The organism is Agarivorans sp. QJM3NY_25 (assembly GCF_050870875.2).
Taxonomy (GTDB): domain Bacteria; phylum Pseudomonadota; class Gammaproteobacteria; order Enterobacterales; family Celerinatantimonadaceae; genus Agarivorans.
In genome coordinates this window covers 3,747,037-3,759,661 of the sequence record NZ_CP194041.2, presented here as the reverse complement: position 1 = coordinate 3,759,661, position 12,625 = coordinate 3,747,037, and the positions used below count along the sequence as shown (strand labels likewise).

11 protein-coding genes are annotated in these 12,625 nt (G+C 44.6%); 6 read left to right on the top strand and 5 right to left on the bottom strand.

Annotation, left to right across the window (positions count from 1 at the left end; genetic code table 11):
- The first annotated feature begins 10 nt into the window (after positions 1–10).
- On the top strand, positions 11–2,395 hold the full coding sequence (locus tag ACRRSW_RS17235) for a heavy metal translocating P-type ATPase (RefSeq protein ID WP_432459955.1): 2,385 nt from the start codon (positions 11–13) through the stop codon (positions 2,393–2,395).
- The gene (locus ACRRSW_RS17230; RefSeq protein ID WP_432452027.1) at positions 2,388–2,804 is read left to right on the top strand and encodes a MerR family DNA-binding protein; all 417 of its coding nucleotides are present in this window, start codon (positions 2,388–2,390) and stop codon (positions 2,802–2,804) included. Before ACRRSW_RS17235 ends, ACRRSW_RS17230 begins: the two co-directional genes overlap by 8 nt.
- Here ACRRSW_RS17230 and ACRRSW_RS17225 read toward each other — a convergent pair.
- Together ACRRSW_RS17225 and ACRRSW_RS17220 are read right to left on the bottom strand one after the other, a co-directional pair.
- The gene (locus tag ACRRSW_RS17225) at positions 2,790–3,065 is read right to left on the bottom strand and encodes a hypothetical protein (RefSeq protein WP_432456149.1); all 276 of its coding nucleotides are present in this window, start codon (positions 3,063–3,065) and stop codon (positions 2,790–2,792) included. The two genes, ACRRSW_RS17230 and ACRRSW_RS17225, sit on opposite strands and share 15 nt — an antisense overlap.
- 9 nt (positions 3,066–3,074) lie before the next feature.
- Positions 3,075–3,356, bottom strand: a complete 282-nt coding sequence (locus ACRRSW_RS17220) for a pyrimidine/purine nucleoside phosphorylase (RefSeq protein WP_432459954.1) — start codon at positions 3,354–3,356, stop codon at positions 3,075–3,077.
- 87 nt (positions 3,357–3,443) lie between these two features.
- On the opposite strand from ACRRSW_RS17220, the gene ACRRSW_RS17215 reads away from it, so the two are divergent.
- From ACRRSW_RS17215 to ACRRSW_RS17205, 3 genes are all read left to right on the top strand, one after another.
- Complete coding sequence (locus tag ACRRSW_RS17215) at positions 3,444–3,701, top strand: DUF3820 family protein (protein ID WP_432452029.1); 258 nt, start codon at positions 3,444–3,446, stop codon at positions 3,699–3,701.
- Between the two features lie 270 nt (positions 3,702–3,971).
- Positions 3,972–4,184 carry a cold-shock protein gene (locus ACRRSW_RS17210; protein WP_432452030.1) on the top strand — a complete coding sequence of 71 codons (213 nt, stop codon included), beginning with the start codon at positions 3,972–3,974 and terminating at the stop codon, positions 4,182–4,184.
- Positions 4,185–4,401: 217 nt separating this feature from the next.
- Positions 4,402–4,869, top strand: coding sequence for a TIGR02444 family protein (locus tag ACRRSW_RS17205; RefSeq protein WP_432459953.1), 468 nt, complete (start codon positions 4,402–4,404; stop codon positions 4,867–4,869).
- Positions 4,870–4,871: 2 nt separating this feature from the next.
- Here the strand turns inward: ACRRSW_RS17205 and ACRRSW_RS17200 are convergent, their stop codons facing one another.
- Positions 4,872–6,668: an ABC transporter ATP-binding protein gene (locus tag ACRRSW_RS17200; protein WP_432452032.1), complete on the bottom strand. Its 1,797-nt coding sequence runs from the start codon at positions 6,666–6,668 to the stop codon at positions 4,872–4,874.
- Positions 6,669–6,783: 115 nt separating this feature from the next.
- Positions 6,784–8,103, bottom strand: a complete 1,320-nt coding sequence (locus tag ACRRSW_RS17195) for a DEAD/DEAH box helicase (protein WP_432459952.1) — start codon at positions 8,101–8,103, stop codon at positions 6,784–6,786.
- A gap of 244 nt (positions 8,104–8,347) precedes the next feature.
- Between ACRRSW_RS17195 and ACRRSW_RS17190 the strand changes: the two genes are divergently transcribed.
- Positions 8,348–11,269: an HD domain-containing phosphohydrolase gene (locus tag ACRRSW_RS17190; protein WP_432459951.1), complete on the top strand. Its 2,922-nt coding sequence runs from the start codon at positions 8,348–8,350 to the stop codon at positions 11,267–11,269.
- 23 nt (positions 11,270–11,292) lie between these two features.
- On the opposite strand, the gene ACRRSW_RS17185 is transcribed toward ACRRSW_RS17190, so the two are convergent.
- Positions 11,293–12,564, bottom strand: a complete 1,272-nt coding sequence (locus ACRRSW_RS17185) for a GGDEF domain-containing response regulator (protein ID WP_432459950.1) — start codon at positions 12,562–12,564, stop codon at positions 11,293–11,295.
- Positions 12,565–12,625 lie beyond the last annotated feature (61 nt).

The window sequence follows — 12,625 nt, the reverse complement described above, 5'->3', positions numbered from 1 at the left end:
TAGGGCGTTGATGATGAGTGCTTCACTGGTGTTTCCTTTACAGGGTTTACGCTGTGCTGGATGTGTACGAAAAGTTGAAGGGATCTTAGCCGAGCAAGCTGGGGTAGAAGAGGGCAGTGTTAATTTAGCCTTGAATCAGGTGCGGATCCGCTCAGCACAAATTTCGGTGCTACCAGCGCTGCGTCAAGCCTTGAGTGCCCAAGGTTTTGAGATCCCCTTCGAGCATCATATCTGGCAGATTACTGGTCTTAATTGTGCAAGTTGTGTGACGAAGTTAGAAAGCGCACTTTATCAACTGCCAGGGGTTGATAAAGTGAGTGTTAACTTAGCCTTAAATCAACTGAGCATCGACATACTGCCTGAGGCTCAGCATCTGAGTGCGGTGAAACAAGCCATCATTGACTGCGGTTTTGCGGTTCAGCAAGCGCAAAATGAAGTGCAAGGGCATGTTCAGCAAGCTGTTATTCCTTGGCGCTTATTGTTTAGTTTGTTGTTATCACTACCCTTATTACTTCCAATGTTGCTTTCTTCCCTCACTTTAGCGCCCTTATGGCAGTGGTTACTGGCCACGCCAGTGCAGTTTTATATTGCCTTGCCTTTTTATCGCGGTGCCTGGTTAGCCTTAAAGCGCGGTAGTAGTTCAATGGATACCTTAGTGGTGATGGGAACCAGCACCGCCTATGGGTACAGTGTTTATCTGTGGCAAAGTGGTCAAACGGGGCATCTATATTTTGAAGCGGCCGCAGTGATTATTAGCCTTATTTTACTCGGTAAATACCTGGAGCAACGGGCCAAATACCAAGCGGCTAGCAATATTGCCGAGTTAGTTAATTTAAGCCCCCAGCAAGCGCTGCGTTTAAATGAGCAAGGCATTGCTGAACAAGTATCGGTTGAAAGCGTAAAGGTGGCAGATATCATCTTGGTGAAGCCGGGAGAAGTTTTAGCCGCCGATGGCGATGTACTGTGGGGCAGCAGTGAAGTGTCGGAAGCGGTGATTACCGGAGAAAGCCTACCCTTGAAGAAGCAAGTGGGAGATCGAGTTCTGGCTGGTAGCATCAACGGCTCGGGTTTACTCAAGGTCACTGTGAGTGCTGAAAACCGCGATAGCACCTTGAGTAAAATTATTCAATTGGTAAGTGAAGCACAATCGGGTAAGGCTCCGATCCAAAGCTTAGTCGACAAAATCAGCCATTATTTTGTGCCTGCTATCTTATTGGTTGCGCTCACAACTTTGTTGGTTTGGAGTCTTCTTGGCCAGCCGGCTCAAGGGTTGTTAGCGGCGGTCTCGGTGCTGGTGATAGCCTGTCCTTGTGCTTTAGGTTTAGCTACGCCAACTGCGTTGGTGGCTGGCACAGGGCGGGGAGCGAAACTAGGGATCTTATATCGAAACATTCAGGCCTTAGAGCTGAGTCATAAAGTGGAACAGGTATTGCTCGATAAAACCGGTACCTTGAGTGAAGGTCAGCCTAAATTAGTGAACAGCCATAATTTCAGTGAACTGGCCGACAGCGATTTACTGCGCTTATGCGCCAGTGCACAGCAAGGGAGTCAACATCCCTTAGCGGCGGCGATGATCGCGGCAGCTGACTCGCAACAGCTATTCGCATTAGATTATTTTAATAGTTATCCGGGACTTGGCATCGAAGCGCAGTTGCTACAACTGCCTCAAGGTGAGCAGCTTGAGGATCGGCTTTATCTCGGAAATCAGCGCTTCATTGAACAGCAAGGTATAGTACTTGGCCAAGCTCAGTTAGATATAGCTGAACAATGTTTGCAACGAGGCCTCACGGTGGTATATGTGGCGAATCAGCAGCGACTACTTGCTGCTCTGGCTTTTGCTGATGTACCACGTCCTAGTGCCAAGTTAGCGGTTGCAATGTTAAAACGGCTTAAGCTTAAAGTCAGCATGTTGAGTGGTGATGCCTCACAGGTGAGTCGGAGTTTAGCCAGTGATTTGGGAATTGATGACTGGCACGCGGAGCTACTGCCCGAACAAAAGTTAGCGCAGATTAAACAACGACAGGCTCAGCAGGCGACCGTGATGATGGTGGGGGATGGCGTGAATGATGCGCCGGCACTGGCGCAAGCAGATGTTGGTATAGCCATGGGTGGCGGTAGTGATATCGCGCTAAATTCGGCAGATGTGGTGTTAATGCGTGATGATCCCTTGTTGATTGTTCAGGCTATTGCCTTGGCCAGACAAACCTGGCGGATCTTAAAACAAAATTTGTTTTGGGCTTTTATCTATAATTTACTTGGCGTACCGATTGCCGCCATGGGCTGGCTTAATCCGGCATTTGCGGGCGGCGCTATGGCCTTAAGCTCGGTGTGTGTGGTCGGCAATGCTTTACGGCTTAAGTATTGGCATGCCCCTCAAGGAGAGACAGATGTATAAGATTGGTGAAGTGGCTAAGCTCACGGGCTTGTCGGTGAAAACAATACGTTACTATCATGATATTGGCTTGGTCGAGGCGCTTAAAGGCGACAATGGCTATCGTTATTATCAGCCTGTACAACTTGGTCATTTGCAATTTCTCGGGAATTGCCGAGAACTTGGTTTTAGCCTGCCGCAAAGTAAACAGCTGCTTTCTCTATATGGTGATCAGCAACGTCATGCTGCGGAGGTGAAAACTATCGCCATGCAACATCTTAAAGAGGTGGAACAGCGGATTCAGCAATTACAGCAGTTGCGATCGAGTCTTACGGCGATGGTCGATTGTTGCCATGGTGGAGAGCGGCCAGAGTGCCCTATTTTGGAAGGCTTGGCTGGTGCGAGTCGCTTGCAGCATTTAGCTACGTCGTAGACGCACCACTTTCATGATCTCAAAATCAAATCCGCCACGACTTTGCGTACTCGGATAATAACTTAGATTGACTCTCGCCCCGACTAAGTTTTTATATCGTTGTTTGCGCTTGTAGATAAAGGGCACATCGTAATTGCTGATCATCAGGGTATGTAAGATCCAGTCTCCTTCTTCGCGCTGCACATGCGAACTTACTTGCAAATGCTCGGAGTGGATCAGTGCTGGGCGCTTTTTTAGAAGAGAGTCGGGATCTTTATTCATCATGAAGACCTAGCCGTACACACACAAATAGGCGGTTTCGCAAGGTACCTTCAATTGAAACTTTGCATTGCCGGGCACATTAAATTGTTGACCGTCTTTGAAGCTTCGCCATTCCTGTTCTGCGGGGAGTTTGACGATCAATTCACCCGATACAACCACCATTAACTCTGGTTCGGCGGTGCCAAATTCGTATTCACCCACAGCCATCACGCCGACTGAACTAGGCTTTTCTTTCCCTGCAAAGCCAATAGATTTCACTTGCCCGTTAAAGTACTCGTTACTCTTTAACATTAAAGATCCTTGTTTGAATTGATTGTACAAAATAGCAGGCTAGCATAATGTGAACTAATTTGGATCGTCCTAAGAGTTAGTTGAACAATGAATGAACAGAATTTGAATCCCTGTGAGCCTTTTGATAAGGCGATGTTAGTCAAAATAGCCCGGCATAAAATGCCCTTTGGCAAATATGCTGGGAGAGAGATTATCATGCTCCCCGAAGAATATTTATTATGGTTTCTCAATAAAGATGGTTTTCCAGAAGGTGAGCTGGGTCAGTTGATGGCCTTTGCATTAGAAATAAAAATAGCCGGCTTAGAGAAGGTGATTTGGCCACTGTTAGAGAGAGGAGTCGATTAACTTTCGTCTATACCTGGTTGTTTTTTGCTCATCTCTTTGCTAGCGTATTAAATCTAAGTACTCTTATTATGCATTTAATCAAAATTAAGCCGTAACTAGTTGATTAAAAGATGCACTGATTAAGTATTTAGTAGAGAATGTAATGCGCTGTAGCAATGCTTGTTGATATGTCAAAGGTTTTAGCCTGTCTATTTTAGGTGTGGTTAACTTTTTGTCGCTGGCTTGCCTAGCTAATACGTTAATTTGCACATGATATATGAGAGGACGATAATGTCAGGTCAGGTATTATCAGGAACCGTGAAATGGTTCAACGACGAAAAAGGTTTTGGTTTTATTGCTCAAGAGAAAGGTCCGGACGTTTTTGTTCACTTTCGCGCGATCAATGGTAACGGTCGTCGTAGTTTGGCTGAAGGTCAAGCGGTGACTTTTGAAGTGGTACAAGGTCAAAAAGGCCCTCAAGCTGAAAATGTAACTGCCATTTAAATCGTACAGTTAAGATTTTTAGTCAAAACGCTATCTTTCAGATGGCGTTTTTTTTTCTTTACAGTTCGTTTGATTAAGGAATAGTTCAAGAGTTGTCAGATAGTTAGCCACTTTGTTAGGGTAGGACTTTGGTAATTAGCAGATTTTTAGCTTTTTTAGCTTTTGATCAGGCATAAGAATATTACTTAAATTGGTTTGACATGGAGTGAGTTAGACTATGATGCAAGAATCTTCTTTAGTACCGGAACAGCAGGTCATCGTCGATCAGTTTTGGCGTTACTCCCTACAAGTTTATGCTGCGCCTGAGGTAAAAAGCCTGTGTTTGTCCTTACAAAATAAATATCAATGCAATGTTAATTTGCTACTTTGGTTAGGATTTTGTAAGCAGCAGCGATGGATGGTCAATCTTGATTACTTACAACGAAACATTGACGATAGCGAACAAAAGCTGAAGCAATTTCGGGATTACCGCAGCGTAGTGAAGCCCTTGATTAGCCAACGTCAATATGATCTGTTATTACAGCATGAATTAAAATTGGAGCAACGTCAGCAGCAAAAGTTGGTGATTAGCCAACAACGCTATCCTGGTGGTCAGCCAGCTGAGCAGGCTTTATCTGCGTACCTTGAACAGGTAGAGCTGAGTCCAGAGGAATATATACAGCGAGTTGCGCTCGCCCTTGGCTAGTCTCACTCGGTTTGGTGCTGATAAAGGGTTTGATATAGGCCCTGTTGTTGGATCAGTTGTTGGTGTTCGCCTACTTGGCTAATTTGCCCATCATCCAACACATAAATTAGATCGGCCTGTTTGATAGCGCTTAAACGGTGAGCAATAATCAAGGTGCTACGATTATCTAAAAATCCTTGTAAATTATGGTGAACCTTCGCTTCGGTCTCGGTATCTAGGGCCGATGTTGCTTCGTCTAGAATCACCACCGCAGGTTTTGCTAAAATCATTCTGGCAATCGCTAAACGTTGCTTTTGTCCTCCAGATAAACGTACACCGCTGCGCCCTACGATCGTATCCAATTGCTCAGGTAGTTTTTTGGTGGTGGTCTTCAGTTCTGCGAGCGCTAGGGCCTGCCATAATTCGCGGTCGCTATGTTGTTGCCCCATATTGAGATTTTCTCTAACGCTGGCATTAAATAAGATCGGTTGCTGTAATACTGTGGCGATATTGCTACGGACCGTGGCATAACCAACGGATTCAATAGGGTGACCTGCAAAATAAATTTGGCCGCTGTCTTTTTGGTAGAGACCTAACAGTAAGTTGACCAAGGTTGATTTTCCGCCTCCACTTACCGATACGATGGCCACTTTTTTCCCTGCGGGGAGCTGAATATTAATGTTTTTTAATACAGGGCTTTCGGCCGTGTAACTGAAACAAAGATCTTCAAAACGAATGTCGGGCGCTTGCGATTGGCTAAAGGGATTTACTTGACAGGGGTAACGAGGTTCTTGCTTTAACTCAAATATTTGGTTGAGTCTTGCCATCGCTGCATTGGCACTAAAGTAACTGTATTGAATATTGAGTATTTCTTGAACGGGGCCCATCATAAACCAAAGGTAGCCGAATACAGCGAAGATTTGGCCAACCGTTAAACCGGAAAATATCACCATCAGCATGGCTACGGCGCGAAACACTTCAAAACCAATTAAGAAAACAGTAAAGCTTAAACGATTAACCGCATCGGTCTTCCAATGCGAGGCGATAGCATGATCTTTGAGTTGGCTGGCTGCGGTGACCACCCGTGAGAAGTAATGGTCTTCGCGCTGGCTTGCGCGTAATTGTTGAATGCTGTCTAGGGTTTCAATCAAGGCTAATTGAAAAGCCTCAAAGGCTGCGTTTTCTTGTTTTTTAAGTTCTTTAACATGCTTGCCAAAAGATCGAGAAAAATAGATGACTGCTGGGTTAAGCAGCAGAATAATCAGCCCTAGCTGCCAATCTATCCAAAGTAAAATTGCCGCAGTACCGATGATCGTGAGCACCGCCACTAAAAACTTTGACAGGCTTTCACTAATAAATTTATCCAAGGTTTCCACATCGGTGATGCAACGGGCGCTGATCCCACCGGATCCTTGAGTTTCATATTCTCGGAGCTGAACTTTGGGTAGGTGTTCGACTAAACGTTGACGGATTAAAAAACTGATCTGTTTGCCGATGAAAGTAAATTGTCTAGATTGTAGTACTCCAACAATTAAAGATAGTAGTCGCAGGCTAATCACTAGGGCCAAAATCGTTAGAATGTAACCACTGGGTTTGTGCCAAACTTCGGGAAGCAGTGTTTGCATTATCGCAACGGCGGTTCCCGGTTGCTTAAGTAGCACTTCATCAACCAGTAGCGGCATCATTAACGGGATTGGTACGCTGACCAAGGTCGCGATGATGGCAATCAAGTGAGCATAAGCGAGCGGCCGTTTGTATTGGAAAATTTGTTGGCGAATGCTTGCCCAAGTAAAAGTCGGAGAGACTGAGGCTGAATCCATAGTTTAAATAAGAATCTTTTTCATTTGAGATGCTGCCAAGTCTACGGACACTTGATTGAAAAAGCTAGCCGCAGGGTACGGCTAAAGAATTAGTGGTACCCTGAACGACTTGAATTTAATCGCTTTTCTTCTGGCGAACAATGGGGGCATCACCCATATCGGTGCCAACATCAAAGGTTCGATTTGATTTTATTACTTTGTCTTTTTTAATTGTGCTGCGCTTTTTGTTCGCCGCAGGCTGGGCTTTGTGTTTCATTTGCTTCTTCGTTGGTGCTCGTAAGCCTTTAAACTTGGCCTTTAACTCAGCCCCTTCAAGTAGGCTGAAATCAACTTTTTGTTCCAATAAGGCTTCTAAGCTTTTAAAGCTCTGCCAATCTTTTGGCCCTATCAAAGAATAGGCGGTGCCTGAGTTACCCGCTCGCCCGGTGCGACCGATACGATGCACGTATTCTTCCACATGTTTTGGCATATCAAAGTTGATGACGTGGGAAACTTGCACAATGTCTAAGCCTCTAGAGGCTAAGTCGGTGGTAAACAAGACTTGTTGATGGCCGCGACTAAACTCATCCATAATTTTGTTGCGAGCCCCTTGGTTGAGATCTGCATTCAAAGCCGCACATTTTAAGCCTTGTTGGTTAAACTCTTCGGCCAAGCGCTGAGTGTCGGCACGAGTGGCGGTAAAGACAATGGCTTGTTTTAAATGCGCCTGTTGCAGTAAGTGGCTTAACTGTAACTGTTTTTGTTCCAAGTTATCGCTTAATACAAAATGTTGGCTAATGTCTTGGTGTTGAGTAAAGCTAAAGCCAACGGCAATCCGCTCTGGCTCATTAAGCAGCTTGAGGGCGAAAGAGTTAATCGCAGCATCATCTAAAGTGGCCGAGAACATCAAGGTTTGACGTTTACGATGGTTGGCTGCTTGGTCAACAATATTTAATTGTTCGGCAAATCCGAGATCGAGCATTCGATCGGCTTCATCTAGGATCAGCAGTTCTAAACCTTCTAGATATAAATGACGTTTACTCAAATGGTCTGCTAAACGGCCGGGGGTGGCGACAATAATATGTGGGTCTTTGCGCAAGACTTTACTTTGATCATTAAAATTCTCTCCGCCGCTGATTAAGCAAGCTCGCGTTTGCGTATTGGCAACCAGTAGGCGCAGTTGCGCAAATACCTGTTTAGCTAGCTCGCGAGTAGGAGTGAGGATCAAGGTCCGAGGATCTCGTTTGGAAAGTGCTCTGGTTTTTAACATCCGCTGCATTGCGGGTAGCAGATAAGCTAAGGTTTTACCGGAGCCAGTCTTTGAAGATGCGAGCAGATCCTTTCCTGCAATGGCTGCTGGAATCGCTCTAGCCTGTATTTCGGTTGCCTCGGCAAAGCCAAAGTGCTCAATGGTTTTATTTAAGCGAGGATCTAAGCCAAGTTCGGAAAACTGCAAGTTGTTACTCTCATATGATGAATGTGTGTTGATTATAACCGTAAAGCGGAATGCTTACCTAAAGGATTCATAGCCATGGGATTAATTTGTTGGTTTATCACGCGATTGATTGACTATCAGGCAGGGTTTGATGAATGAACCTTTTTGGTTACATATCAATTTAACGACGGGTTGTACTTGCCTGTATTGGCTCATGTTGCGATAGTTATCAATTAGGACAGAGCTCTTTATTGATGGATCGATCATGAACACAAATCAAAATATAAGTGAAAAACCCGCTTGGCGATTTTCTTTTCACATTCACCTGGTGTGCGTAATGATGTTTATGTTGATTATGAGCGGCGTGGTGATAGGGGCGCTCAATTATTACCATACCAGCGATATTGTGAGTAAAAATCAGGCCCATGCCTTTGAGCAAGTTGGGAACGCTACGGTGTCTGAATTAGAGGGGCTTATTTATCCGGCGCAGCATTTCATCCGCGATTTAGCGGCTCTGGATTTAAGTATGCAGCAGCTTGATCAACAAGAGCTGCGTTGGTTACCGATGCTGTATGCCAGCCTGAACCAGCAGCGGGGCTTATCGGCGGCTTATCTGGGGTATCAAAACGGAGACTTCTATTTAGTTCGTCCGCTGGATACCCTAGAAAAGCATCGCCAACTAAAGGCGCCCTTAGGCGCTGTGGTATTAGTCACCAAAGTGGTGGCGGGAAAATCGAGTTTGACTTTTTATAACAAAAAAATGCAGACCTTAGTTGATTCGCACACCCGAAATTATCAGTTAGATCCTCGTGAGCGGCCATGGTATCAGCTGGCGATGAGTAAGCCTGGTTTGGCGACAACCAAACCCTATGTGTTTTATACCACCAATGAGGTCGGGGTGACCCTCGCCACCGCAAATACCAGTCAATCGATGGTCGTAGGGGTAGATATTACACTGGCCAGTGTATCTTCCAGCCTGCAAAAAAATATTATCAGTGGATCTTCGCAGTTGGTGATGTTTGATCAAGATTTTTCGGTATTAGCCCATCAACAACCGTCGTGGATTAGTGAACACTTGCAAGTGAGTGACGCGGCGGTGGTTTTACCAAAACTTGAACAGCAAGACTTAGGGGTACTGTCTTGTTTAACCAAGCAAGCGAATTTAGTTTCTGGAGAAAGCTTCCTGTTTGACTATCAAGATCAACAGTGGATGGGAAATGTGATCGAATTGAAGCTGGCGGGGGCTCGCTCTGGGAATGAACAAGGCTTAGAAAATCTGTATTTAGGTTTGGTCACTCCGGAAGATGAGCTGTTAATGGACGTAAGAGCGATACGTGATCAGTCGGTCATATTTAGCATTATCATTATTTTAATTTCGCTACCTGTTGCTTGGTATGCCTCGCGCTTAGTTGCTACGCCGTTACGGGCGTTAATGAAACAAAGTGAAGCGATCATGGCCTTCAATTTCGATGCCACTGTACCCGTGAACTCGGTCGTATTGGAGGTGGATCAGCTGAGTAAAATTACCGAACAATTAAAGAAAACCATTCAACAGTTTGCCGATGTTTCAACCATGCTCGGTGAGGAGAGTAACTTCTCTCGCTTATTAGAAAAAAGTGTCCAAGAGATGCAAACAGTGGCGAACATGAACAATGGGGCCATATGGTTGAAGCAGGATCAGCAATTTGTGTTGCAAACCCAATCTGGTAATACCATCTCTTTGCCCAAGCAGTTTGACTATGTTGATAGCTTGTCACAACCTCTCGTAAAGCATTTGTTAGATGCTACGACGACTGCCACCAGCAAATTCGAACGTTTGAATTTTCAACAGCAAAACTTGAATTTAGTCGTGTCGCCGTTAATTAATCGTCAACATAAGTTGGTCGGTATTATTGCCACTTTTGGTTTCGAAAATACCGAAGTATCTTCTCGAGTCCTGTCGTTTATCGACGCCTTGAGTAGTGTTGTGACGATTGCCATTGAAAACAGTCATTTAGTGGAATCACAAAAGCAATTACTTGAGTCTTTCATTCGTCTGACCGCCGGTGCAATTGATGCTAAATCGCCATATACCGGCGGGCATTGTCAACGCGTCCCCGAGTTAACAAAAATGTTGGCGAGCGCTGCGGTTGCGCAACAACAAGGGGTGTTTGCTGATTTTTCCATGACTGAGCATCAGTGGGAAGAACTGCATATCGCGAGTTGGTTGCATGATTGTGGCAAGGTCACAACCCCTGAGTATGTGGTGGACAAAGCCACTAAATTGGAAACCATCTATGATCGGATCCACGAGTTAAGAATGCGCTTTGAAGTGTTAAAAAGAGATGCACAGCTACGTTATTGGCAGCAAGTTGCTGATGGAATTAGCCAGCCAGAGCAGGAGCGTCTTGCGCAACAGCTAGCGCAGGAACTGCAGGTGTTAGACGATGAATTTGCTTTTGTTGCCAAGTTGAATATTGGCGGTGAATTTGTTGGTGTAGATGACATCGAACGTTTAGAGAGCATTGCCCAACGAACTTGGTTGAGAACATTAGATGATCGTTTAGGTTTATCTCATGTGGAGTTAGAGCGTCGTAGTGCTGAGGTATCGCCACTGCCTGTTAAAGAGAAGCTGATCGATGATAAACCAGAACATATTATTTATCGGCGAGAAGATGAAAAAATTGCTGATGATAATCCTTGGGGTTTTAAACTTGAGGTTCCTAAATATAAATATAACCGCGGTGAACTCTATAATTTGAGCATTGCACGCGGCACTTTAACGGAAGAAGAACGCTATAAAATTAATGATCATATTGTGCAAACCATCATTATGTTAGAGAAATTACCTTTTCCAGATCATTTACGGCGGGTTGCCGAAATCGCCGGTGGCCACCATGAAAAAATGGATGGCAGCGGTTATCCCAAACAGCTGATCAAGTCTCAAATGCCTTTCACGGCCCGGATGATGGCGGTGGCGGATATATTTGAAGCTTTAACCGCCGCTGATAGACCCTATAAAAAAGGTAAAACGTTGAGTCAGTCGTTGATGATTATGTGTCGCATGTGTGAAGATCAACATATTGACGCAGATGTGTTCCGTTTGTTCTTAAGTTCGGGGATCTATCTTGATTACGCCAAGCATTATTTAGCTCCAGCGCAAGTTGATGAGATTAACGTTGATGATTATATGCCACAAGGCGTATAAGGCTTCGACAAGTCATGATTTGCTCACTCCGGTGATTCATTGTGAGTAAGTGACTCGTCACCAACGACAATATTCCGTCCAGCACTTTTTGCGTGATATAACAATTCGTCGGCATAATTGAGCTGAGCTTCTAAATGTTCGTGGTGCTGGTTGGTTACGCCAATACTGACACTGATCGATAATATTTGGTCGTTGTAGTAAAAATCAGTGGCTGCCACTTGAGCTCGAAAAGCATCGAGTAATTGATAAGCCTGATCGTTATTTAATCCGGCTAAGGCGACATTGAACTCTTCGCCTCCAGTTCTAGCGAACAAAAAATTTGTTAATCCTGACTTTAGTAGGCGGGCGAAGTGAACTAACACCGCGTCGCCAGCTTCATGTCCATATTGATCATTAAAATTTTTGAAGTGATCGATATCGAGCACAGCTATTGCAAGTGGCGAGCCTTTCTGAAGAGCCTTTTGGTGTAGTTTTCGGCCATGTTCAATAAAATAACGTCGATTGGGGATGACGGTTAAGTAATCTTGATAGGCTGCTTTTTCTAGTTTTTCGACCAAGGCGAGAGTATTTAGGCAGTGGTTCACCCGACATTGAAACTCTTCAATGGAAAAGGGCTTTGGCAGATAATCATTGGCACCATTTTTAATAAATTTACTTGATACTTGGGGATCATCCGCCGCAGAAAGTCCTAAGATGCTGATCCGTCGCTGAGTCATTTCGTGACGGACTTTTTGGACTAATTCAAAGCCATTTAAGTGTGGCATTTGGTAGTCACAGAGCAGTAATTTAATCTCAGGTTCCTGTTGCAAAAGTTGATACGCACTTGGTCCGTCTTCGGCTTCAAATACTTGGAATAATTGGCGTTGCAGTAAACTGCAAATGTGTTTCCTTGCTAAGCCAGAATCTTCGGCAACCAGTACTTTAGTATGGCGATTTTGATAGAGTCGATTAATTGAATCGAAGGCAAGTTGGTAGGCATAACGACCTTCTTTTAATACATAATCAACCACACCTTTATGGATTAAGGATTGGCTCTGTTGATTAAATGAGCCTGAAAGAACAACGGTTGGTAAACCTTGTTCAAGTAAGTAATCGATGAGTTCGCCATTAGGGGCATCGGGCAAATTGAAATCAGCGAGAGACGCAAAGAAATGCTCTGGGTGTGCCGAATACGCTTGTTTTGCCTGCTCGAAGTCGGCGGCAAAAACAGGAACTAAATCACGAAGCATCGGTGATAGATGACGTAGTATTTTTAAAACTGTGGCACTGTCTTCGACAATGAGTACTTTTTGCATTGTATGACTTCCAATAAGCGCTTGTTTGATTGTAGAGTAAGAGAGCTTAAAGTTTAGTAAA